The sequence below is a fragment of the Desulfurellaceae bacterium genome (genome assembly GCA_021296095.1).
Lineage (GTDB): Bacteria > Desulfobacterota > Binatia > Bin18 > Bin18 > JAAXHF01.
Window position 1 is genome coordinate 14,729 of the sequence record JAGWBB010000013.1, and the last position, 24,664, is coordinate 39,392.

General features: G+C 62.7%; 18 protein-coding genes. 9 read left to right on the forward strand and 9 right to left on the reverse strand.

Annotated features, from left to right (window positions below; genetic code table 11):
- Positions 1–70 precede the first annotated feature (70 nt).
- Complete coding sequence (locus tag J4F42_04670) at positions 71–766, reverse strand: A/G-specific adenine glycosylase (protein ID MCE2484780.1); 696 nt, start codon at positions 764–766, stop codon at positions 71–73.
- A 165-nt stretch (positions 767–931) separates the two neighbouring features.
- Here J4F42_04670 and J4F42_04675 point away from each other — a divergent pair, with 165 nt between their 5' ends.
- From J4F42_04675 to J4F42_04685, 3 genes are all read left to right on the forward strand, one after another.
- Entirely contained in the window at positions 932–1,198 is a 267-nt protein-coding gene (locus J4F42_04675; protein ID MCE2484781.1) for a hypothetical protein, read from the forward strand.
- A 113-nt stretch (positions 1,199–1,311) separates the two neighbouring features.
- Positions 1,312–3,048 (forward strand): glycosyltransferase family 39 protein, encoded by a 1,737-nt coding sequence (locus J4F42_04680; protein ID MCE2484782.1) that lies wholly within the window; start codon positions 1,312–1,314, stop codon positions 3,046–3,048.
- A gap of 12 nt (positions 3,049–3,060) precedes the next feature.
- On the forward strand, positions 3,061–4,836 hold the full coding sequence (locus tag J4F42_04685; GenBank protein MCE2484783.1) for a glycosyltransferase family 39 protein: 1,776 nt from the start codon (positions 3,061–3,063) through the stop codon (positions 4,834–4,836).
- A gap of 174 nt (positions 4,837–5,010) precedes the next feature.
- On the opposite strand, the gene J4F42_04690 is transcribed toward J4F42_04685, so the two are convergent.
- Both J4F42_04690 and J4F42_04695 read right to left on the reverse strand, forming a co-directional pair.
- The gene (locus tag J4F42_04690) at positions 5,011–7,080 is read right to left on the reverse strand and encodes a sodium-translocating pyrophosphatase (GenBank protein MCE2484784.1); all 2,070 of its coding nucleotides are present in this window, start codon (positions 7,078–7,080) and stop codon (positions 5,011–5,013) included.
- Between the two features lie 230 nt (positions 7,081–7,310).
- Positions 7,311–8,714: an LLM class flavin-dependent oxidoreductase gene (locus J4F42_04695; GenBank protein MCE2484785.1), complete on the reverse strand. Its 1,404-nt coding sequence runs from the start codon at positions 8,712–8,714 to the stop codon at positions 7,311–7,313.
- A gap of 196 nt (positions 8,715–8,910) precedes the next feature.
- Here J4F42_04695 and J4F42_04700 point away from each other — a divergent pair, with 196 nt between their 5' ends.
- On the forward strand, positions 8,911–9,276 hold the full coding sequence (locus J4F42_04700; GenBank protein MCE2484786.1) for a nuclear transport factor 2 family protein: 366 nt from the start codon (positions 8,911–8,913) through the stop codon (positions 9,274–9,276).
- 55 nt (positions 9,277–9,331) lie between these two features.
- Here the strand turns inward: J4F42_04700 and J4F42_04705 are convergent, their stop codons facing one another.
- Both J4F42_04705 and meaB read right to left on the reverse strand, forming a co-directional pair.
- Entirely contained in the window at positions 9,332–10,426 is a 1,095-nt protein-coding gene (locus J4F42_04705; protein ID MCE2484787.1) for a Zn-dependent alcohol dehydrogenase, read from the reverse strand.
- Entirely contained in the window at positions 10,423–11,421 is a 999-nt protein-coding gene (gene meaB, locus J4F42_04710; GenBank protein ID MCE2484788.1) for a methylmalonyl Co-A mutase-associated GTPase MeaB, read from the reverse strand. The genes J4F42_04705 and meaB overlap by 4 nt, the downstream gene beginning before the upstream one ends.
- A 189-nt stretch (positions 11,422–11,610) precedes the next feature.
- On the opposite strand from meaB, the gene J4F42_04715 reads away from it, so the two are divergent.
- Positions 11,611–12,396, forward strand: a complete 786-nt coding sequence (locus J4F42_04715; protein ID MCE2484789.1) for an enoyl-CoA hydratase/isomerase family protein — start codon at positions 11,611–11,613, stop codon at positions 12,394–12,396.
- On the opposite strand, the gene J4F42_04720 is transcribed toward J4F42_04715, so the two are convergent.
- The 4 genes from J4F42_04720 to uvrA all read right to left on the reverse strand — a co-directional run bounded on the left by J4F42_04720 (position 12,393) and on the right by uvrA (position 20,108).
- A complete protein-coding gene (locus J4F42_04720) occupies positions 12,393–12,848 on the reverse strand; it encodes a hypothetical protein (protein ID MCE2484790.1) in 456 nt (151 codons plus the stop codon). The two genes, J4F42_04715 and J4F42_04720, sit on opposite strands and share 4 nt — an antisense overlap.
- Positions 12,849–13,675: 827 nt before the next feature.
- A complete protein-coding gene (locus tag J4F42_04725) occupies positions 13,676–13,948 on the reverse strand; it encodes a type II toxin-antitoxin system prevent-host-death family antitoxin (protein ID MCE2484791.1) in 273 nt (90 codons plus the stop codon).
- A 44-nt stretch (positions 13,949–13,992) separates the two neighbouring features.
- A complete protein-coding gene (locus J4F42_04730) occupies positions 13,993–14,412 on the reverse strand; it encodes a nuclear transport factor 2 family protein (protein MCE2484792.1) in 420 nt (139 codons plus the stop codon).
- A gap of 38 nt (positions 14,413–14,450) precedes the next feature.
- On the reverse strand, positions 14,451–20,108 hold the full coding sequence (gene uvrA / locus J4F42_04735) for an excinuclease ABC subunit UvrA (GenBank protein MCE2484793.1): 5,658 nt from the start codon (positions 20,106–20,108) through the stop codon (positions 14,451–14,453).
- A gap of 197 nt (positions 20,109–20,305) precedes the next feature.
- Between uvrA and J4F42_04740 the strand changes: the two genes are divergently transcribed.
- The 4 genes from J4F42_04740 to J4F42_04755 all read left to right on the forward strand — a co-directional run.
- The gene (locus tag J4F42_04740; protein ID MCE2484794.1) at positions 20,306–21,664 is read left to right on the forward strand and encodes an HlyC/CorC family transporter; all 1,359 of its coding nucleotides are present in this window, start codon (positions 20,306–20,308) and stop codon (positions 21,662–21,664) included.
- Between the two features lie 479 nt (positions 21,665–22,143).
- Entirely contained in the window at positions 22,144–23,130 is a 987-nt protein-coding gene (locus J4F42_04745; GenBank protein MCE2484795.1) for a thiamine pyrophosphate-dependent dehydrogenase E1 component subunit alpha, read from the forward strand.
- 45 nt (positions 23,131–23,175) lie between these two features.
- Positions 23,176–24,144: an alpha-ketoacid dehydrogenase subunit beta gene (locus tag J4F42_04750; protein MCE2484796.1), complete on the forward strand. Its 969-nt coding sequence runs from the start codon at positions 23,176–23,178 to the stop codon at positions 24,142–24,144.
- 45 nt (positions 24,145–24,189) lie between these two features.
- Positions 24,190–24,664 (forward strand): E3 binding domain-containing protein (locus tag J4F42_04755; protein MCE2484797.1); only part of this gene is annotated, 475 nt, incomplete at its 3' end.

The following is a 24,664-nucleotide window of genomic DNA, read 5'->3' on the forward strand; positions in this document are numbered from 1 at the left end:
TGCTTGCGGGACCCCACTATAGGCCACCCGACCGGAGCCGTCAAATACTGCCCTGGTCCGTCGGACGGGCTTAGCTTTTTGTCGCTTTTTCCCGCCGCACCGTCCGACACACCGGCCGCAGCGGGCAGGCCGGGCAGCGCGGAGCCCGCGCCGTACAGACGGTCGCGCCAATATCCATAATCGCCTGATTGAAGATGTGGGCCTGGCCGAGCGGGGTGACGTGGCGGGCCACGGACCACAAAAAGCGGGGCGTTTGGTACGTCTCGGGCAGGTCAAAGAAGCGACTCAGCACCCGGGCGGCGTTGGTGTCGAGGATGGCGGCGTGGTGATGAAAGGCAAAGCTCGATACCGCACCGGCCGTATAGGGACCGATCCCGGGCAGTTTTTGCAGCTCTTCGGGCGTGTCGGGAAAGCGTCCGTCATGCTCGGCGACGATTTTCCGGCTGGTCGATTGCAGGTTGCGGGCGCGGGCATAGTAGCCGAGCCCGTGCCAGGTTTCGCGCACCTCGGGTTCATCGGCTCTGGCCAAATCCTCCACCGTCGGGTAGCGGGACAGGAATTTTTCATAGTACAGCAGTGCGCGCTGCACCTGGGTCTGTTGCAGCATGACCTCGGAGACCAGAATCGCGTAGGGGTCGCGGGTCCGACGCCACGGCAGATCGCGGCCGTGCTGGCCGTACCAGGCCAGCAGCCGGCGTTGCAGCGCCCGGACGGTCGCCGGAGGGGCAATGCGGCTCAGCCGCAGAACGGCAGACTGGCGAGCCATGGTCGGCCCTTGTGACAAAAAGCCGGGTCTGAGGCAAGAGGCCCGCGGCCGGCGCTCCCCTTTATCTTGACTCCAACCGGTGGAGGCATTAAGGTGGCGGCGCACCGAGGAGTGGGGGCTGGAGACACAAGCTGGTCAGGCGGGGTGTACGGAGGATCTGGTTTCATGGCAGGACGGGATTCGCTGGAGAAGATGATTGCCAAGATCTTGCACCGTCACTGCGAGTTTGGTTGGGCCCACTACTACATTCCGAGCGAAAAATTTCCAAACCTGGTGGACGAGTTACTCAAAGTGCTGCAACCGGCGGAGGAGGCGGGGGAGGATGAGTTAGTCAAGCTTTTTCTCGGTCTGAAACGCTATTCTTCCGAGCAAGAACGGGTCGATCAACTCTTGACGGCATACCGGGTGCTGAAACGTGAGGAACCACGCTGAGGTCTGGGCCGGCCGTTTGTTCAGCCGCCAACAGGCCACCACCACGACTGGGCCAACAGGCTTGATACCTGGGACACGGCCGGGAGCAGAGCGGGCGGGCGGCGAGGTGCGCCATGCCTGAGACACGGCGCACCAGACGCACGGTCGGCGGCCTGCTGCTGCTGTGTTTCCTGCTCTATTTCTGGGAACTTGGTCGGATCCCGTTCTATAATTACGAAGAGTCGAAAGAAGCGCTGATCGTCTGGGAGATCGTCAACGACGGCGGCTGGATTCTGCCCCGGCGCAACGGCACCGAGATGCCGCTCAAGCCGCCACTGTTCCACTGGATCGGGGCCGGTATCTCACTGCTTGGCGGTCAGGTCAGCGAGTTCGCCGTGCGGGCGCCCTCGGCTTTTGCCGCCACTGCTGCGGTGGTGTTGACGTTCTTCTGCGGCCAAGCCTGGTGGAGCTGGCGGGTGGGGCTGTTTGCCGCGCTGATTCTGGTCACCTCGCCGGAGTGGGCACGCTGGGCTATTCACGCCCGGAGCGACATGCTGCTGGTCTTTTTCATGACCGCAGCCATGCTGAGCTTTTTCCAGCTGTGGCAGGAACGCGCCAGCCGGCGCAGCCTTGTGTACGTGTTCTATGCGAGTCTGGGGCTGGCGATCCTGGCCAAAGGGCCGCTGGGTTTCCTGCTGCCGGTCCTGGTCATTGTCGCTTTTCTGGCCGAGCGCCGCGACCTCCAGTTCATCTGGCAGATGAAGCTGGTGGGCGGCTCGCTGGTCATGGTTGTGATTGCGGCGTCGTGGTATGTGCTGGCCACGGCCCAGGGCGGCGGCGAGTTTGTCTCGCGCCAAATTCTGGACGAGAATGTCTTTCGCTTTTTTGCCAGCGAGCAGGGCGGGCCGAGTCGGGATCACTCTTTTTACTACTATGTGCCAACCTTATGCGCCGGCATGCTCCCCTGGAGCCTGTTCTTTCCGGCCCTGATCTACGTCCTGTACCGCTCCCACGGTCGGGGCGACGCCAAGTCTCGCTATTTGATGATCTGGTGTGGGGTTGAACTCCTGTTTTTCAGTCTGGCGTCCGGCAAGCGCAGCAATTACATCCTGCCCGTGTATCCGGCGCTGGCCCTCTTGCTGGGAGTGTGGTGGCAGGAGTTGATGGATCGGGCCGCCGCCTTCTCGCCCGCCGTGTTACGTCTCAGCAAAGCCTCGGCCGTGCTGCTGGGCGGCGGATTTGCGGTCATTGTCGTGAGTCTGCTGGCCCACGGATCCGGGGTCGATCTGGCCCATCTCGTCTCTCCGTTTTTGCATCCCCGCGATCAGGCCAACCTGCCCCTGGTTGCCCACGGCCTCCAGAGCCATTTCCCGGTCGTCATGGCCTGGCTGGCCATCCTGGCGTCTGCGCTCGGCTGGTATTTTGTGGGCTTTAAGCGGGAGCAATGGATGTGGGTGTTCGCCGCCCTGACTGTCCTCATGTCCTCCTCCCTGTATTTCACCAACGCGCTCTTCCATCCTATTTTGGCCAAAGAGCGGACCTATAAACCGTTCATGCTGGGGGCTCGCTCAACCGTGCAGGACGCACCGCTGTACTTCTATCAGAACGCCTACGACTACGGCGCGAACTTTTATGCCGACCGGCGTATTCCGTCCTACACCCAGGACTTGACCCAGCTGGCGACGAACCACGCCTCACAGCTGTATCTGCTCATGCGCGAGGAGGACTGGCAGCGCCTGCCGCCAACAGAATCGTCCCGCCTGGAGCATCTGGTCACCAGCCACGGGCGGGGACCGGATAAAAAGCATCGCCTGGCTCTGGTTGCCCTGTTGCCGACACCAGCCGACCCGCCGTCCGCCTCGGCGGACTGAGAATCCAGGTCCGTGCGCCCGCTGCCCGCCGCTCTCGGCCTCGCCTGCCTGTGCCTCAGCCTGTACGTCTGGGGGCTGGGCGACCTGCCTTTCTACACCAAGGGCCAGCCCCGGGAAGCCACCGTGGTGTGGGAGATCACGACCCACGGGGAATGGATCCTGCCCCTGCGCAACGGTCATATCATCCCCTCAAAACCGCCGCTCTTTCACTGGCTCGGCGCGCTGGCGAGCCATCTCGGGGGAGAGCCGAACGAGCTGACGATTCGCCTCCCGTCGGCCCTGCTAGCGGTGCTGGGCGTGTTGCTGACGTATTACACTGGAGTAGCCCTGTGGGGGGTCGAGGCCGGACTGCTGGCCGGGATTATTCTAGCCACCAGCTTTGAATGGTTCCGGGCCGCGACTACGGCACGGGTCGATATGACCCTGAGCTTCTTCATGGTGGCAGCGGTGTTGAGCTTTTGGTCAGGCTACCGCAACGGGCGTTTCTCCTGGACCCATGTACTCGGCTTCTACGGCCTGGCCGGCCTGGCCAGCCTGGCCAAAGGGCCGGTCGGCGGCGTGTTGCCGGGGTTGATCGTCTGCGTGTTTTTGCTGCTGCGCCGGGACATCGGCTTCCTGCGCCGCATACACCTGCTCAGCGGCGGGCTGCTGTACCTGGGTGTGGCCGGCTCATGGTATGGGCTGGCACTGTGGCAGGGCGGTGAGGCGTTTTTTGAAAAGCAGATTCTGAAAGAGAACGTCCTGCGTTTTCTTTCCAGCGGGGCGGCCGGTGCCGGACACGAGCATCCCTTCTACTACTTTCTTCCCAACCTGTTCATGGGCATGGCGCCGTGGAGTTTTTTCTTGCCGCCGCTGGTCTATTTTCTCTACCGCTCGCGCGAGCGCTGGGTCCAGCACCAGTTCCTGTTCCCGCTTGTCTGGTTTACGACCGTGTTTGTGTTCTACTCAGCTTCGAGCAGCAAACGCAGCGTGTATATCCTGCCCCTGTATCCGGCCGCGGCTCTGTTGCTCGGAGCCTGGTGGCAGGCGCTACGCCGGGGTGAGGTCGAGCTGCCGCGCGGATTCGAGCGACTTATCCAGGCGGCCGGCTATGTCAGTGCCGGTGTCATCCTCATCGCGGTGGCCGGGGTGCTGGCTGAAGCCGGCGGCCTGGACCCATTTGCCCTGATTCGTCCCCTGCTACACCCCAAGGACAGGAGTAACCTGCCGCTGTTCAGCGGAGTTGTCGCCTCCCATCCCCTGGCCTTCGGCGCATGGCTGCTGGGCGTCAGCGGAGCAATGCTCTGGCTGGTCGTGGGTTTGCGCCGCCGCGCCTGGAAGGCCGTGTTCGGAGCGCTGGCGGTCTTCACGACCAGCCTGTTCCTGCTCGTCAACCACGTCATTCAGCCGACGATTGCCGCCGCCCGGACCTACCGGCCGTTCATGCAGCGGGTTGTTTCACAGATCGGCCCACGGCCGCTGTTCTTCTATCGCTGCTTTGACAGCGGAGCGCTGTTCTATGCCGACCGGCGCATCCCGTTCTACGCACCCGCGACGACCCCGACCGAACCGTACTACGTCCTGGCCTGGGAGAAAGAATGGGAGCGCCTGGGCCAGCTTGACCGACAGGACGAGAGGCTGGCAATCAGCCCGGACGAGGTTGCCCCGCAGGTGCGACTGCGCGACATCAGCCGGGGCACCGGGCCAAAGGGCAGGAAGCGCCTGACCCTGCTTGAGGTGTCGGCCGCTCACGTCCTGCCGGCCTGGACGGACGACGAGCAGGGACGGATCAAGCGCGACGCCATGTGACGAACGGCTCACCTGCGGGTGGAGGAAGGTCAGCTTACGCTTCGCTAAGCTGATCTACAGGACTGAAGCTTTCGCTCGATTGATTTGATTCTGACAGAGGTGGCTTTCGAACCAGAATAAAAAAGGGCGGGTCCAAAGACCCGCCCTCTGGGAAGGAAACGTTGGGAGGGAACGCTAGACCAGCAGCGGCGCAATCACCAGCGCCACCACCGCCATCAGCTTGATCAGGATGTTGAGCGAGGGACCCGACGTATCCTTGAGCGGATCACCGACGGTATCACCCACCACCGCGGCTTTATGCGCCTCGCCGCCTTTTGATTCGTCCGGCACTTTCCCGTTTTCGATGGACTTTTTGGCGTTGTCCCAAGCACCGCCGGCATTCGACATGAACAAAGCCAACAGAACACCGGTGATGGTGGCACCGGCCAGCATACCGCCCAGCGCGGCCGCGCCTAAAACCAAACCCACCAGCACCGGGGCAACAACAGCGGTCAGACCGGGGACAACCATCTCTTTGAGCGCGGCGGTGGTTGAAATATCAACACACCGGGCGGCGTCAGGCCGGGCGCCTTCTTTGCCTTCCAGCAAGCCCGGAATTTCGCGGAACTGACGCCGGATCTCATCCACCATCTGACCCGCGGCTCGGCCCACAGCCGTCATGGTCAGGGCGCCGATAAAGAACGGCAGAATGCCGCCCAACAGCAGCCCAATCATGACCGTCGGCTCGGTCACCACGATCTGGAGCGGACCTAAATCGGCCGCCAGCCGGTTTTGATTCACGGCCTGGGTAAACGCGGCGAACAGCGCCAGGGCGGTCAGCGCGGCAGAGCCAATGGCAAAGCCTTTGCCAATAGCTGCGGTGGTATTGCCCAAGGCATCGAGTCCATCGGTGATCTGACGGACCTCAGGCCCGAGTTCTGCCATCTCCGAGATACCGCCCGCATTATCGGCAACCGGGCCGTAGGCATCGACAGTCATGGTGACACCGACCGTGGCCAGCATGCCGACCCCGGCAATACCAATGCCGTACAGTCCGGCAAACTGGTTGGCGATGAAGATGGCCACACAAATCGCCAGGACCGGCAACGCACAGCTCTCCAGACCGACCGCCAGACCGTTGATGATATTGGTCGCGGAACCGGTTTTGCTGGCCTCGGCAATCCGCTCAACCGGTCCGGCTGAGGTGTAATATTCGGTGATCAGGCCGATGCCAATGCCGACCAGACAGCCGGCGGCCAAGGCCCAGAACACTCCGGTGCTAACCGGGGAAGCCGCGATCAGCAGGTAGGCGCCGACAAGAAAGACGCCGGCTGCAATAAAGGTAGAGTAGCGCAGGGCCGATTGGGGACCAATCTGCTTCAGCACCCGCATCGAGGCAATACCCAGAAAGGAAGACAGCAGTCCAAGCGCGGCCATGCTGAGCGGCAAGGCCATCAGGGCGCCGATGAGGAGACCCCGGTCTGCGTCTGCCGGCACTGCCCCGCCTGAGTTCAGGACTGCCAGCAAGGCGTTCTGAGCGGTCGCCCCAATGGCAATAGTCGCAATGATAGACCCGACGTAAGACTCAAAAATATCCGCTCCCATACCGGCCACATCACCGACGTTATCACCCACGTTATCGGCAATGACGCCCGGGTTACGCGGGTCATCCTCGGGGATGCCGGCTTCAACTTTTCCAACCAGATCACTGCCGACGTCGGCCGCTTTGGTATAGATCCCGCCGCCGACCCGGGCAAACAGGGCAATCGAGCTGGCACCCATGGCAAAACCACTGATGTAGCGCGAGGTCGCGGGATCGGAGAACACACCCAGGAAAATACCGACACCCAGCAGCCCCAGGCTGGCCACCGCCAAACCCATCACCGCACCACCGTCAAAGGCGGTCAACAGGGCTGCGGCCTGGCCTTCTGAACGGGCCGCCTCAGACGTGCGCACGTTGGCCTTGGTGGCAGACTGCATACCAAACAGTCCGGCCATGACAGAAAATATCGCCCCGGTCAGAAAGGCGACCCCGGTTTGCCAGGCAACGGCCCACACCAGCAGCAGAAAAACCACCACCACAAAGATACTCAGGATCTGGTACTCGCGCTTGAGGAAGGCCATGGCGCCTTCGTGGATATAGCCCGCAATCTCCCGCATCCGCTCAGTCCCGTCCGGACGACTGGCGACCGAGCGGTAGATCAGAAACGCGACTACCAGACCGATAATGCCTAAAGCAGGCGAGACGTTAGCAAGCATGCCCATCGATAATTCCCTCCCTATAGCGGCCCTCTCCTGGGTGTAAAACGTACGGATAACCGGGTGAACTCAACTCCTTAGGTGCATCGCCGGAAGATAAACGCTTCCGGGTCAAGAGTAAAGGGGCGGGAGCAAAAGCCCGGCGGCTCAAGCCGGCTCGACCTACGCAATAATCGGTATGAATTCGGGCTTCGGAAAGCCTCTAAGAGAGGACGTGGTCAGTGCCCGTACCTCACTCACGCCCGAGCTGGTCTATCGACCGTATCGGCGGCGGTTCCCAGGCACCGATGCCGGGCGGCCGGGTGTGGCTCGGGGAGGCGAACCCGGCCACTGCCGTAGAGTTTTTCGCGTAATGTCCCGGGTGCATAGTCCTTTTGCATGCGGCCACGCTGGTGGAGCACGGGAACCACCCCGTCGATAAACTCTGCAAACGAGCCGGGGGTCGTGGTGTAGGCCAGGTTGAACCCATCAACTCCGGCCGCGATCCAGTCCTCAAGCTGATCGGCGATGTGTTCCGGCGTCCCGACCAGCACCGGCCCGGCCCCACCGATGCCAACGTAGCGGGCCAGGTCGCGCATGGTCCATTTCCGGCTCGGGTCGCCCTCGGTAAAGCTGTGGACGAGCGTGCGGATGGCGTTGGTCTCGATGTATTCCAGCGGCTGGTCCGGCTCAAACTGCCCGAAGTCAATGCCACTCCAGCCGCTGAGCAGGGCCAGCCCGCCATCGTAGCGACACTGCTCAAAATATTCCTCATACTTGCGCTTCGCCGCAGCTTCCGTGTCGCCGGTGATGACTTTCAGATAGGCAAAACACAGGATGTCCTCGGGATTTCGGCCCTGCTGGCGCGCAATCCGACGAATGTCCCGGATATACTGCCCATCGACCTCGGGCTTTGAGCCGAGCACGAACACACACTCGGCGTGGCGGGCGGCAAACTCGCGCCCACGTGGCGACGCCCCGGCCTGGAAGAGCACTGGCGTCCGTTGGGGAGAGGGTTCGGACAGGTGGCAGCCGTGGACCTGGTAGTACCGGCCGTCGTGGCTGACATCGTGCACCTTGGCCGGGTCGGCGTAGATCCCACGCGCCCGGTCTTTGACGACCGCACCGTCCTCCCAGCTCGTCTCCCACAGCTTGTAACACACGTCGCAGTACTCATCGGCGATGGCGTAACGTTCGTCATGATCCGGCAAGCCGGTCTGGCCATAGTTGCGGGCCGCGCTTTCAAGGTAGGAGGTCACGATATTCCAGGCCACCCGCCCCTTGGTCAGATGGTCGAGGGTCGAAACGAGCCGGGCAAAGGTGAACGGCGGGTATTGGAGTATGGAACTGGTGAAACCAAAGCCCAGATGCTGGGTCGCGTGCGCCATAGCGGGGATGAGCAGCATGGGATCATTGACCGGGATCTGGGCAGCTTCAGACACGGCCGCCTCCCGGTTGCCGCGAAACACATCGTACACGCCGACCACATCGGCCAGGAACAACGCATCGAACCTCCCGCGTTCCAGCAGCTGGGCCAGTTCCACCCACTGGTTGAGGTCGGTGTAATTGACCATATTGTCATCTTCGCGGACCCACAGCCCTGGCGACTGGTGCACGACACAGTTCATGTGAAAGGCGTTGAAGTAGATGCGCTTGTTCATGCGGATGCTCCTGGCGGAACGGAGGCCCTCCCGCTGCCGCTGGCTCGGATTTTGGCTCTGTCTACCAAAGCCCCGGGTGCTTCACAATGGAAAATGAGGTTCTTCCCTTCCCTGCCTGTATCCGCGAAGAGTCGTCTTGATGCACTGGAGGAAAATGCCACAATAGGCACCACCTGCAGGAAAGGACATTTCGCCCATGCCTATCCCGAACTGGATTCGAGAACTCTTTCAGACCATTGACACCAATGACCCGGCCGGTTTTGCCTCGTTTTTGACTCCGGACGCAAGTTTTGTGTTTGCCAACGCCGAGCCGGTCAGAGGCAAGGACGCGGCACGCGAGGCGGTCGCCGGCTTTTTAGCCAGCATCAAGGCGATCCGGCACGAGGTGTTCGATGCCTGGCAGCAGCCCGACGCGGTCGTCTGCCACGGCCGGGTGACCTACACCCGGCATGACAGCAGCCAACTCAGCGTGCCGTTCGCGAATGTCTTCAAGATGCGCGACGGACTGATTCGAGACTACCTGATCTATGTTGATGCCTCGGAGCTGTACAAGACGGCCTGAAGCTTCACTGCCTGGAGTGAGCCGGTCGTCCACCCCAGGCGTCAGGATAGATGGCCTACATCACCACCACGCTACGCGCCACCTCGCCCTTTTCCAGGGCATCCATGGCCTCGTTAATCTCGCCGAGGGCATAGGTTCTGGTCACCAGCTCATCCAGCTTGATGCGCTTGTTCATGTACAGCTCAATCAGCCGCGGCATGTCCACCCGGGGCCGGGTCGAACCGTACAGCGAGCCTTTGATGGATTTCTCGGTCAGCAGGCTCGAGGCCGGAATGGTGACCGTATCTTCACGCGAGGGGGCGCCAACCACGACGGTCATGCCGCCCTGGCGGGTACACGCATAAGCCTGCTCAATCGTCTTGCCCAGACCGATGACCTCAAACGCATAGTCCGCCCCGCGGCCCTCGGTCAGCCCCCGGACCGTCCTGACCAACTCCTCCCGGCCGGGATTGATCGTGTGGGTGGCGCCGAACTCTTTGGCAAACTCGAGTTTGTTGTCCATCAGATCAACGGCGATGACGGTGCTGGCCCCGGCCAGCACACAGCCCTGAATCGTGTTCAGGCCGACCCCGCCACAGCCGATGACGACCGTGCTGCTGCCGGGCTGGACCTTGGCCGTGTTGGTGGCCGCTCCCAGGCCGGTCATCACCCCGCAGCCGACCAGGCAGGCCTTGTCCAGGGGCACGTTATCGGGGATGGGAATACACGCCGTCTGATCGACCACGGCGTACTCGGCAAAACTCGACAGCCCGGCCATGTGGTGAATAGCCTTGCCGTTTTTCTTCAGACGACACGTCCCGTCCAGCAGCGTGCCCTTGCCCATGGTCATGCGCATGTTGGTGCACAGGACCGGACTGCCGATTGAGCAGTAGTAGCAGCGGCCGCAGTACGGCGCGAATGACAGCACCACGTGATCGCCGGCCTTGACCAGACTGACCCCGGGTCCGACCTCCTCGACCACACCGGCTCCCTCATGCCCCAGCACCACCGGCAGGGGCGAACGCAGCACCCCGTGGATGACCGAATAGTCGCTGTGACACACACCGTTGGCCGCGATTTTGACCCGAACCTCGCCGGCCTTGGGACTGTCCAGATCGACGTCCTCAACCTGGACCGGGGCGTTCAGTTCGTATAAGACAGCTGCTTTCATAACTCTCCTCCATTCTTCAGAAATTCACTTCTCAGGACCTGCTCGGATGCGCTATGGGGGTCCAGCCTGCCCGCTCCGACTTCCTCGAACAGGCGGGCCAGGGCCGGATCAAGCTCAAGCTGGTCGGTCAGGCGGCGACGGACTGCGTACTCGACCCGGGCCAGCAATTCCTCCTGGCGGCGGGTCGTCCGGCGTTGTTCCAGTTCGCCGCCGTCGGTCAGAAACTGGTGGTGCGACTCCATGGCTTCGAACAGTTCCGGCAGGCCGACATTGTTGATCGCCTGGGTGGCCAGGACGGGAATTTTCCACTGCGGCGCAGCGACCTGGCCGGCGGGCCGGTTGCTGTACTTGAGTTCCAGCATCAGGCTCAGGTCGGTCATCATCCGCTGCGCCCCGTCGCGGTCAGCCTTGTTGACCACAAAGATATCGGCGATTTCCATCAGCCCGGCCTTCATGACCTGTACGCTGTCGCCGGCCTCGGGCACCAGGGTGACAATCACCGTATCGGTCGCCCGCATCACGTCGAGTTCGGTCTGGCCGACCCCGACCGTCTCGACCAGCACGTAGTCGCACCGGAAGGCGTCGAGCAGTTTCATCACGTCCAGCGTAGCCCGGGCCAGGCCGCCGTGGCTGCCACGGGTGGCCATGCTGCGGATAAACACGCCCTTGTCCAGATAGTGCTGGCCCATACGGATACGGTCGCCCAGCAGCGCCCCCCCGGAAAAGGGGCTCGACGGGTCAATGGCCACCACCCCGACCGTCTTGTGGGCGGCGCGCATCAGCGTGGTCAAGCCGTCGACCAGGCTGGATTTGCCGGCGCCCGGCGGGCCGGTCACCCCGATGGTGAAGGCGTGACCGAGCTGTGGGGCGATGGCCTCAAGAATGGGGCCCACCTCGCGGCTCTCGCGCTCGACCAGGGTCATCAGTCGGGCCAGAGCAACGGCGCTGCCGGAGCCCATGTTTTCGAGCAGTTGACTGAGGGTCTGTCGTGCCATGAGTGAAGCTCTATCTCCTTGTCAGTATCGGCTTGGCAATGTGGCTCATCCTCATGTTCCTCATACAACGGCCAGGATGATCCACACCTCTTACCAGACCCGCCGCCTTTCTTTAAGACAGGCCGGGCGGCTTGGCCCGGCGGTGTGCGCTCTGCTATGTTGCGCACTGTAGCACGGGGGAGAAAGAGCATGGAATGGGATACAGTGCGTTTTGAGACGGCCGAACACGACGAACGGGTCGGCTTCCTGGTGCTCGACCGCCCGGCCGTCCTCAACGCCGTCAACGACCAACTCATCGCCGACTTCAAACAGGCGTGTGACGTGCTGCGCCACGCTCCGGGCCTGCGCGTCGTCGTCCTCAAAGCCGAGGGCCGCGGCTTTTGTTCGGGCATGGACCTGATGGCCGCCGCCCACAGACCCCATGACAGTGAGACGCTGGCGGCGGTGTGGGCGCCCTGGGGCCAGGCGCTGGATACGCTTGAGCAGCTCGATCAGCTGACCATTGCGGCCATCCACGGACCGTGCCTGGGGGCCGGCATGGAGCTGGTTCTGGCCTGTGATTTCCGGATTGCGACGACCTCGGCCTTTTTTGGCCTGCCCCAGATTTTATACGGCACCCCGCCGGATGTCGGTCAGAATTATCGTCTGCCCCAGCTGATCGGGCTGTCCAAAGCCAAAGAAATCATGCTCCTGGGTCAGCGTTTCAGCGCCGCCGAGGCAGAACGCTGGGGCTTGGTCACGCGGCTGGTTGAGCCCGGCGACCTTGGGGCCGAAACGGACGCGCTGGTCGAGCGCTGTCTCCAGCTGGGCGGCAAGGCCGCAGCCGGGGCCAAGCACCTCTTGCACCGAACCTGGGAGCTGGACAACCAAGCCTTGGCCGCCGCGATTCATCAGGCGCGGACGGCCGCGCTGGAAGACGGAGAATTCGCCGCCTCCCTGGAGGTCTATCGTGACCGCCGTAAACCCCAGGTCTAAGGGGCGCCGCCGAGAAAAGAGGAGCACCATGCCCGATACAGACAAGAATCAGCCACCAATCTGGCGGGAAATGGCAAGCGAGGATGAGTTATAGTAATTATGAAAAGGCAGTGCTCAATACCTTGTGGACCTGGGCCGACCAGCACCATCGAGGCGATCTCGACGGCGGCAAGCGGCAAAGGCGTCCACCAGTTCTCGCAAGCGGGTTCGCATTGAACAACGTCCTGGTTCTTCCGAATGGATCGAAAGCCGATAATATTCGCGCCGCCATCCCCCGAAACCAGCGGCACCGGTGGTTTCGCAGCCTGAAAAGCTCCCAAGCCTTGACGCAAAGCGTTTTCGGAGCGATCCGAGCCTTCGACCGCCTTGATCTGCTCCAGAACGTGTCCGCCGAGTGCGGACGACCGGCTTTCTTCGATAACCATCAGGGCTGGACGCTCGACTTCGAGCACGAGGTCCGCTGCTTAAAGGAGCCGAGACCGACCAGCGTTGACGTGCTGCTAAGCGGGCCAAACGGGCGAGTCGCCATCGAGTGCAAGTTCATGGAGCGCGACTTCGGGACCTGCTCGCGCCCGCGCTTGTCTCCTAACGACGATCAATACTGTGACGGTAGCTATCAAGTCCTACGTCCACGCCAACGCCGTAGTCGTTGCTCACTAACGGAAAGTCGGTATCCGCTACTGGGACCATCTGCCCTCTCTGTTCCACTGGCCGGCCGACCGCGATCATGTTCCGTGTCCGTTCAGATGCGTCTACCAACTGGCGCGGAATGCGCTTGCCGCCAGCCTCACGCCAGCGGGCAAACTCAATTGCAGAGGGCACGTGCTTGTCGTTTACGATGCCCGCAACCCTAAGTTCCAGGCCGGAGGCAAGGCCGAAAAGCAATGGGCTCTAGCAATCGCGGCGTGTCGCGTGTCAGGGCTTTTACGCCGCCTGAGTTGGCAACGCTTATTGGCCGCTATCGCTCCAGCATCTGAACTGGCGTATCTCGTTGATGGCCTGAGAGAGAAGTACGGTCTGGAGCCATAGCCCGCCGTAGAAGATCCCGCCGTGCCTACGAGACCGTCGCTCGCTCGTTCGGGAACCCGCCCCAAACGCCTGAGCGCGCTCGCAAATGAGTGCCTGAGTGAGAATGGGATGAAAGTAGGGCAGGAGCAGAGACACCGTTATCCACCAGGTGCGACCGTTTTTAGAACAACCCCATCTTGATCAGTTATGACAGCGCAAGAATCGCCTTCATATTTTCCCCCTTAAGCGGAGGCATCGACCTATAAGGCACTCACTCGCTTCGCTCTGCGAGAAAACGCTTCAGAGCCCCCGCTCGCGGCTCTACAACTTTCAGCGGCCGCCGCTGACTCGGACGAACGAGAACCCCGCGCTGTTCGAGTTCTTCGAGTCGCTCCTCAACCGTTGCCGGTTTCTGCTGGATAGAGCGAATCTCGGCCACAGGTTTCCCACGATAAGAAATCGTGACCGTTTTCCCCTGACGCACCTGCCGCAGGAGTTCCGAGAACCGCGCCTTGGCTTCATGGGTGGAATATATGTTCTGCATGAGCGCGATATAATGAGCCAGGCAGGCCGAGACAAGACTGGTCGCTATTTGCTCCCGCCCAAAGCCTGGCTCAGGGCTTGGCGGTAGGGATGGGTGTCCATGTAGATCCGCAGGATTTTGAACTTGCCGCTCTCATCGAAGGTCCAGAAATTGAGGTTGTTCATCTCAAGCGGGGTGCCGTCCGGGGTCTTGCCGACCAGGCGCAGGGGCGCGACAAGCTTGTTGCCCTCAATCACGATATCGGTCGGACCGGCGTGGTAATCTACCAGACTTGAAACAAGCTTCTGATAAAAAGACCGCAATGCCGCCTTGCCCCGAATGCCCTCTTCGCCGGTCATCGGGTTGATCAGTTGCGCATCGTCGGCGAATAAGGCCAGAATTCTCTCGACATCGCCCTTGGTCACATTCGCGAAATAGGTACGGGCGGCGTCTTCCATGTGCTGCTCAGCTGGACTGCGTGGCATGTTTGCCTCCTTAGTAATAGCTACGCCAATCGCGTCACTCAGGCGTTACTCCCCTGCATATACTCCCGCAGGCAGCGGGCGGTGTACGACTGCCGGCTCTGGCGCATGACATCCTGGGGCGGGCCGCAGGCCACCACCCGGCCCCCCTCCAGGCCACCCTCTGGGCCGAGATCAACAATGTAGTCGGCCTCTTTAATGATATCGAGGTTATGCTCGATGGTGACGACCGTATTGCCCTTGTCCACCAGACGGTGCAGGGTCGCGATCAGCTTCTCAATATCGGCGAAGTGCAGCCCCGTGGTGGGCTCGTCCAGGACGTACAGGGTCTTGCCCCGGGACTCCTTGGCCAGCTCGTAGGCCAATTTAATGCGCTGGGCCTCACCGCCGGACAGGGTGTTGCTGGCCTGGCCCAGGGTGATATAGCCCATGCCGATATCGTTCAGCAGGCGCAGCGGGCGGGCGATCTTTGGCACCCCCAGAAAAAACGTGGCCGCCTCCTCAATGGTCAGGCCTAGAACATCGGCGATATTCTTGCCGTTATAGGCGATCTCCAGCGTCTCCTCGTTATAGCGCCGCCCGCCACACACCTCGCAGTCCACATACACATCGGGCAGAAAGCTCATCTCCATCTTCAGCCGCCCCTGGCCGGCGCAGGCCTCACACCGCCCGCCCTTGACGTTGAACGAAAACCGCCCCGGCTTATAGCCCCGCAGACGCGACTCGGGCAGCATCGAGAACAGCTTGCGGACCTCGTCCCACAGCCCGACATACGAGGCCGGCACGGAGCGCGGCGTTTTTCCGATCGGCGTCTGATCCACCTCAACCACCCGCTCGATGGGCTCAGCCCCCTCAATCCGATCATGCACACCCGTCTTGCCAACAAAGCGACCCAGCTGTTTTCTGAGACCCTTGACCAGCACTTCCTGGACCAGCGAGCTTTTGCCCGAGCCCGACACGCCCGTCAGACACACCCAGGTGCCGATCGGCAGCTCGACGTCGATATTCTTCAGGTTGTGCTCGCGCGCGCCGCGAATGGACAGCCGCGGCCGGCCATCCAGCGAGCGGACCGGACCGAGCCGGGGGTGGGCGACGTGCAAAAACTGTCCGGTCAGCGACTCGGGGTTGTGGCGCAAGTCGCCCGGAGCGCCGATTGCCACCACTTTGCCGCCGTGCGTACCTGCCCCCGGTCCGAGGTCGATCACCACATCGGCACTGGCAATCGTCTGCTCGTCGTGCTCGACCACCAGCACGGTATTGCCCCGTTCCTGGAGGCCGCGCAGGGTCGTCAGCAGGCGGGCGTTGTCGCGCGGATGGAGACCGATGGTGGGCTCATCCAGGATGTAGCACACCCCGCGCAGATTCGAGCCGAGCTGGGCGGCCAGACGAATGCGCTGGGCCTCACCGCCGGACAGGGTATCGGCACGGCGATCCAGGGCCAGGTAGGACAGGCCGACCTCCATCAGGAAGGACAGACGCGGGACGATCTCTTTGAGGATCGGCTCGCCAATCAGCCGCTCCCGACCGCTCAGGGACAGCTCGGACATATGCCGCAGGCAGTCGGCAACCGACATCTGCATCAGCTGCCAGATGGTCTTGTCCTCGATCTGAACCGCCCGGGCCCGGGCGTTGAGCCGGGCGCCGTCGCAGCTCGGGCACGGCGCCTGACTCAGAAACTGCGACAGAGACAGGCCCGCCCCCTTCTCGTCGCCCTCGGCCAGAGCCTTGTCCAGGATATCGACCACGCCCCGCAGCCCCTTGTCATTGCCGTGAAAGACGAGCCGGCGCTGTCTGGCGGTCAGCTGGCCGAAGGGTTTATCGAGCGGAACGCGGTGTTTTTTCAGGCCGCGCAGCAGGCGCGCCTGCTCCCGCTTCAGGCCGGCTTCAGTCAGCGGCAGGAGGGCGTCCTGGCGCAGGGATTTGTCCGGGTCGGGGACCAGCAGCTGGGGGTCGAATTCCCATCGAAACCCCTGGCCGCTGCACTCGGGACACGCCCCCTGGCGGCTGTTGAACGAAAACATCCGCGGGTCAAGCTCGGCATAGCCCAGGCCGCACGCCACACAGAACAATTTTTCGCTGTAGATACGCTCTGTCTCGGCGCCCAGGATGTGGACCGCGCCATTGCCCATCCGCAGCGCGTCCTGGAGCAGGCCGTCAAGCTGCTGGCTCGTCCGGTCAACCGTGACCTGCCCGACCACGATCTCAATATCGTGCTCCTTAAAGCGGGCCAAGCTCATGTCCGGCGTAATTTCGACGATCCGGCCGTCAATGCGCGCCCGGATGAAACCCAGCTTGCGCGCGCCGGCCAGCACGTCTTTATGAAACCCCTTGCGGCCGCGCACGACCGGAGCCAGGACGCTGAACTCCTGGTCGCTGAAGTCGGTTTGCACCAGCCCAAGAATGCGGCTGCGGCTCTGAGCCGACAGCGGCTGGCCGCAGGTCACACAGTGCTGCACGCCGATCTTGGCGTATAACAGCCGCAGATAGTGCGAGACTTCGGTCACCGTGGCCACCGTCGAGTTCCGCCCGCCCCGGCTCATGCGCTGTTCAATGGCGACCGTCGGCGGAATACCCGTCAACAGATCGACATTCGGTTTGGCCAGGACCTTGATGAACTGGCGGGAATAGGCCGACAGGCTGTCAATATAGCGGCGCTGGCCCTCGGCATACACAATGTCAAACACCAGCGTGGACTTGCCCGACCCGGACAGCCCGGTGACCACGATCATCTCATCCCGAGGAATATCGAGAGAGACATCCTGCAGATTATGCTCCTTGGCGCCCACCACACAGATCGCCGTATTGGCGCTTGCGGATTTCTTTGGTTTTAATCTTTGCCCTTTACCCTTTGCCTTTTGCCTTTTGCCTTTTGCCTTGTCTCCCCGCTTCGCCTCTCGCAACACCCGCGCCAGATAGCGCCCGGTATGCGAGCGCCTGACCCGCGCCACCGCCTCCGGCGTCCCCTGGGCCACCACCTCGCCGCCCCCGTCGCCGCCCTCCGGACCGAGGTCGATGACCTGATCGGCGCACTTGATCACATCCAGATTATGTTCGACGATGAGGACCGAGTGGCCCCGCTCGACCAGGCTGTCGAAGGCTGTCAGCAGCTTCTGGATATCGGCGAAATGCAGACCCGTCGTAGGCTCGTCAAAGATAAACAGGGTCTTGCCCGGCCGGTCGGTGTGGGTCTTTTCACGGCCGATATGGGCGGCCAGCTTCAGACGCTGGGCTTCGCCGCCGGACAGAGTCGTCAGGGACTGGCCCAGGCGGACGTAGTCCAGACCGACGGCCGCCAGCGAAGACAGGCGTCGCTGCAACTCGGCCTTGCCGGCAAAGAACGCCAAAGCCTCGCTGACCGTCATGGCCATGATGTCGGTCAGGTTCTTGCCCTGATAGCGGACCTCCAAGACCTCGGCACGAAAGCGCCGCCCCTGGCACTCGGGACACGGCACGTAGACATCGGACAGGAACTGCATCTCGACCTTTTCAAAACCCTCGCCCTTACACGTCTCGCACCGGCCGCCCTCGACATTGAAGGAAAAGGTGCCGGTCGTGTAGCCGCGCAGCCTGGCCAGCTCGGTGTCGGCCAGCAGCCGCCGCAGCGAATCGAAGGCCCGCGTGTAGGTCAGCAGATTGGCCCGCGGCGTTGTCCCGATCTGGCTCTGATTGACGAAAATCACATCGGCCAGGTGCTCGGTGCCGACAATGTCCTGGCACGGGCCGGGAATGCCGACCGACTCGCCCCAGCGCTTTTTCAGCCCCCGGTACAGCACGTCTTCAATCAGGGTGGACTTGCCCGAGCCCGACACCCCGGTCAGACACACCATGCAGCCCAGCGGAATCTCGACATCGATGTGCTTCAGATTATGCGCGCTGGCCTTGAGGAGGGTCAGCGTGTGGCCGGGCTGGGCCGCCCGGCGCTGGGCCGGCAGCGGGATGCGCTGACGCTGGGACAGATACTGGCCGGTCAGCGAGTGCGGGTCGGCCAGGATATCTTCATACGGACCGGAGAAGACGAGCTGGCCGCCCTGCTCGCCGGCCAGCGGCCCCAGGTCGAGGATATGATCGGCCTCCTTGATGATCTCCGGGTCGTGCTCGACCACCACCACCGTGTTGCCGTTGTCGCGCAGGTTTTGCAGGATGCGGACCAGTCGGTTGCTGTCGCGCGGGTGCAGGCCGATTGAGGGCTCGTCCAGAATATACAAGGTGTTGACCAGGGCCGAGCCCAGGGCGGTGGTCAGATCGACCCGCTCCAGCTCCCCGCCGGACAGGGTCCGGGACTGCCGGTCCAGGGTCAGGTATTCAACGCCGACCTCGACCAGATAGCGCAGCCGCTTACGGATCTCGTCCAGGATGAGCTGGGCGACCTGATCCTGAAAGGCCGACAGCTGCAAGCCCTCAAAGAACGCCGAGCACACGCCCACACTCAGCAGGTTGATCTCGGCCAGGGTCTTGCCCCCGACCCGGTACAGCAGGGACTCGGGTTTGAGGCGGGCGCCATGACACGCGTCGCACGAGAAATAGCCCCGGTAGCGGGCCAGGAATACCCGGACGTGCATCTTATAGGTCTTGGTCTCCAACCACTGAAACCAGCCCCGCACCCCGTAATACTCGCCGTCGCCGTCCAGAATCAGCCCCTGCTGCTCGGCGCTGAGGTCTCGCCACGGGACGCTGGTCGCAATACCCCGCTGTTTGCAGAACGCAAACAGCTCGCGCCGCTCCCACTGGGCGGCTTTAATCCGCCACGGTTTGACGGCGCCGTCCTTGAGCGACAGACCGGGGTCGGGGACGACCAGCTCCAGGTCAAGATCGATCGTGCGGCCAAAGCCCTTGCACTTCTCGCACGCGCCCAGCGGGCTGTTGAACGAGAACAGGTTGGGGACCGGCTCCTTGTACACGATCTGACACGCCGCGCACTCCAGCCGGTTGGAAAAGGCCTGCTCGGCCTGCTCGGCGTCGGGAAAGACGAGGCTCAGCCGCCCCTTGCCGTACTGAAACGCCTGCTCCAGGGAATCGTGGGTGCGTTTTTTGTGGCGCGGGCCGACGCGCAGGCGATCCACCACCACGCTGCACTGTTCCTGACCGACCAGGCCCTCGGGCCGGGCGTCCAACTCCTGGATGTCAACAAGCGTGCCGGCCACCAGCAGACGGAAGAAGCCGGCCCGGACCAGACCGTCCCGGATGTCGCTCCAGGCCAGGCTGTCCGGGACGGCGACACTGAAAGTGACATAGAACCGCGTGCCCTCGGGCTGCTGCTCGGACAGCTTTCTGAACACCGACTCGGCCGAGTCGCGCTCGACCGGCTGGCCGCACTGGCGACACGACAAGACCCCGATCTTGGCAAACAAGAGCTTGAGGTGGTCGTGCAGCTCGGTCATCGTGCCGACGGTCGAACGCGAGGTGCGGACCGGGCGGTTCTGGTCAATGGCGATGGCCGGCAGGATGCCCTCAATTTTGTCAACCTGGGGCTTATCCATACGGTCCAGGAATTGACGGGCGTAGGCCGAAAAGCTCTCGACATAGCGGCGTTGGCCCTCGGCGTACAAGATGTCGAAGGCCAGGCTCGACTTGCCCGAGCCGCTCACCCCGGTGACGACCGTCAGCTGGTTCAGGGGAATGTCGATGTCCAGGTTTTTGAGATTGTTCTGGCGCGCGCCGCTGATGGCAATGCTGCTGCGACGGATCCCGTTAGTCTTCACCCCCACCTCCCACAAAGAAGTGCTCAGCGGTCTGCTATCAGCTTTCAGCTTGTGAGGTAAGCCGGGTCGCAGCGGCCAGGCCGGCTCGGCAAAAACGCCCCGCCTGCTGAGCCGGCAGCCCGGCTGTGCTAGGATGGCCGACGCGCGACCCGGACGGGTACGAGGTCTTATCCGGTGTCCGTACCAGGAGGACGAGCATGGTGACTGAGCTGTGGTTTGAGATGACGTTTATCCTGGGCCTGATTCTCGTCAACGGCTTTTTTTCGGGCTCAGAAATCGCGGTCGTTTCGGTTCGACGCAGCCGGGTCGACCAGCTGGCCGAGGAGGGCGGTCGCAGAGCCCGAACCCTGGGCCGCCTCAGAGACGACCCCGACCGTTTCCTGGCGACCGTACAGATCGGGATCACGCTGGTCAGCTCGCTGGCCTCGGCAATCGGGGGCGTCTCGGCCGTCTCCTATCTGGCCCCGCTGTACGCCCGGAGTTCGCTGCCCTTTGTGACCGAGTCGAGCCAAGCCCTGGCCGTCGTCACGGTAGTGGTCATTATTTCCTATCTGTCGCTGGTGTTGGGCGAGCTGGTGCCAAAATCCCTGGCCCTGCGTTACTCCGAGCCGACCGCCCTGTGGGTCGCCCAGCCCTTGGACTTTTTCTCGCGGCTGTTTACGGCCGGGGTCAGGCTGCTGACCGCTTCGACCAACGGGCTACTGTACCTGACCGGCACCGGGACCAAGGCGCCCGAGGCCATCGTGTCTGAGGATGAGGTCAAGTACATCATCCGCGAAGGCGCGCAAAAAGGCGTCTTCGATGCCACCGAGCAGAAGTTCATCCAGAGCGTGTTCGATTTCGCCGACACCTCGGTCCGCGAGGTGATGACCCCCCGGACCGAAATCCAGGCGCTGAGCGTGGACACGTCTCCCCAGCCTGCCCTGCAAGCCATGATTGAGAGCAGCTTCTCACGGATGCCGATCTTTGAGGACGACCTCGACCACATTGTGGGCGTGGTCCACCTCAAAGAACTGCTGCGCGGCCGGGAACAGCCCTCCACCTCGCTGGAGGGCTTTGTCCAGCCGACCTACTTCGTGCCCGATTCCATGCAGATCAGCCACCTGCTGCGCGAGCTTCAGCTCCGTCGCACCCAGCTGGCCGTTGTCGTCAACGAGTTTGGGACGGTGGTCGGCATCGCTACCATCGAGGATCTGCTGGAAGAGATTGTCGGCGAGATTCAGGACGAGTTTGATGTCGATGAAGAGCTGCCGATCCAGGACATCGGACCCCAGATGTGGCTGATTGCCGGCGGGGTAACGCTAGCCGACTTGCAGGACAGCCCCGGCCTGCCGGTCGAGGAGACGAACGACTATCGGACCCTGGCCGGCCTGCTGTTGGCCCGCCTTGAGCGCATCCCCAAGGGCGGAGAAATCGTCCACCACCAGGGCTATCGGATGACGATCGTGAACATGGACGGGCGACGGATTGACAAGATCAAGGTCGAAAAACTGCCGGACAGAACGGCTGAGACCGCGTCCGCAGGCAGGCCGAGCGGCAGGTCGGGAAGCCAGTGAGTCCTGCCCAGGCCACATGGGGATGAGTCGGCGCTGCAAGCTGTGCCGCTTGGCAGGAGACTGAGAGAGGCTATGGATTTCAGCACGATTGGTACTCTTGCCGAGGTCGTGAGCCCAAAGAACACTTCTACTGTCAGTACAGGCAGGGCGCCCTGGATCAGGAACAGTGGGGGCGCTGGTGCGAGACCCTGCGGGTGTACCTTGCCCAGCCGGGCATCCGGGAATGGTTTGAGACGACCCCCCAACAGTTCACGGCGAGCTTTTCCGCCTTTTTGGACGCCGAATTCAAAAGATCACACGCCACCTGAGCGAGTGCCGGGGCGTTGCGTCCAGGCTGCTCCGAGTCTTCTCGTCACTCCCCCGTTTCTTCGTCAATACATCGGCGCCCACTCTTTTGGTCCAGCGGTTGACCGCTGCCCGGCTTTCGGATTATGACAACAGCTGTCGTTGTTCCACACACCACGAAGGAGGGCGCGCATATGGCCGCAGAAATCGGCAAGGACAAATTACTCGAGATGTATCGCACCATGCAGACCATTCGCCAGTTCGAGGAGCGGCTGCGCGATATCTTCAAGGAGGGCAAAATCCCGGGCTTCGTGCACGTCTCGATCGGGGAAGAAGCCTCGGCCACCGGCGCGTGCGCCGCGCTGACTGACAGAGACTACATCACCAGCACCCATCGGGGTCACGGCCACCTCATCGCCAAGGGCGGCAAGATCAGCCCCATGATGGCCGAGATCTACGGCAAGAGCACCGGCTACTGCAAGGGCAAGGGCGGCTCCATGCATATTGCCGATTTTGATATCGGCATCCTGGGCGCCAACGGCATTGTCGGCGCCGGCCTGCCGATTGCCACCGGCGCGGGTCTGGCCGCCCAGGTTCGGGGCAGCGATGAGGTCGCGGTGTGTTTCTTTGGCGACGGCGCCTCAAACGAGGGCACCTTCCACGAATCGCTCAACATCGCCTCGGCCTGGAAACTCCCGGTCATCTACGTGTGTGAGAACAACCTGTACGGCGAATTCACCGCCGGCAGTGATGTCACCTCGGTCAAAGACATTGCCGACCGGGCCAGAGGCCACGACATGCCCGGCGTGGTGGTCAACGGCAACGATGTGGTCGAGGTCTACGAGACGACCAACCAGGCGGTCGAACGCGCCCGCCGGGGCGACGGCCCGACCCTGATTGAGTGCAAGACCTATCGCTGGGAAGGCCATGTGGTGGGGGAAGAAGCCTTCATGGGCGACAAGAGCTACCGCCCCAAGGACGAGATCGAAGAGTGGAAAAAACGCTGTCCGCTCATCACCTTCGAGCAACGCTTTGTGCCGGCCGGGGTGGTCAGTCAGGCCGACATTGACGCGGTCAAGGCCGAGGTCGCCGGCGTCATCGACGAGGCGGTCACGTTTGCCGAGGACAGCCCGCTGCCAGAGCCGGCGGAAGCTCTCGACGATATGTTCTCAGCCGCCTGAGTTTAGCCCCAGCCACGGGCTCAGCGCCTTTCAAGGAGACACACTATGCCGACTGTTTCATTTATCCAAGCCATTAACTCAGCCCTGGCCGAAGAACTCAGGCACGACCCGCGCACCTTTCTGATGGGGCTCGACGTGTGGGTCGGGGCGTTTGGCGCGACCGGCGGCCTGACCGACGAATTCGGCCCCGGGCGCATCCGTAACGCGCCGATTTCGGAGGCTGGCTATGCCGGGGCCGGGGTCGGTGCGGCCATGGCCGGGATGCGGCCGATTGTCGAAATTGAATTCGCCAGCTTTTTCTACTGCTGCTGGGACCAGGTGTGTAATCAGGCGGCCAAGCTGCGCTACATGTCGGGCGGCCAGGCCGACATTCCGATTACCTTTCGGACGGTGTACGGCGCGCTCGGCTCGGCTGCGGCCCAGCACTCAGAGACCGTCTATGCCCAGTTCATGAGCGTGCCGGGCCTGAAAATCGTCGCCCCGTCCGACCCCTACGACATGAAGGGGCTGCTCAAGAGCGCCATCCGCGATAATAATCCGGTCCTGGTGTTTGAGCACATGGGCTTGGGACGGGCCAAACAGGAAATTCCCGACCAGGAGTATCTGGTCCCGATCGGCAAGGGCGAGGTCAAACGCGAGGGTTCGGACGTGACGGTGGTCGGCGTCGGCCTCATGGTCTCCAAAGCCCTCAAGGCGGCGGCCGCCCTCGAAGGAGAGGGCGTGTCGGTCGAGGTCGTTGACCCACGCACCCTGGTGCCGCTGGATGAGGACACGATTCTCAACTCAGTCGCCAAAACGCACAAAGTCCTGGTGGTTGACGAGGGCCATCTGCGCTGCGGTGCGGCCTCGGAAATTGCGGCGGTGATCGCCGACAAGGGCTTTGACTCCCTCGACGCACCGGTCAAGCGCCTGACCGCCCACGACGTGCCGATTCCCTACAGTCCGCCGATGGAGAAATTCGTTCTGCCCGACGAACAGAAAATTGCCGCCGCAGTCAAAGAACTCATGGCCTGAGCGTGGCGGACCGACACTGTAGAGCCTATTGAGAAGGGAGTCTGTGTGGCAGCCGAAGTCGTCATGCCGAAATTCGGCCTTACCATGGTCGAGGGTACCATCCAGCGCTGGTTCAAAAACGAAGGCGACGCCATCAACGCAGGGGAGGCCCTGTTTGAGGTCGAAACCGAGAAAGTTCTGTATGAGGTCGAATCGACCGCCGGCGGCACGGTTGCCAAACTGCTGTACGGCCTCGAAGCGGTTGTCCCGGTCGGCCTACCGGTCGCGGTCATTGCCGAAGCCGGAGAAGACGTGGCCGAGGTGGCCGCCCGCTACAGCGATGGTGCTCCGGCTCCGCAGGCTGCGACCAGCCCGGCCGGCTCGCCCATACCGGGCGCCGGCAGTGCCGCAGCCGCGCCTGCTGCGACTGCGGCTGATGGCAAGCGGGCGCCGGTCACCCCTGCCGCCCGCAAACTCGCCGCCGAGCATAACATCGACACCGCCAGCCTGACCGGCACCGGACCCGGCGGACGTATCACCA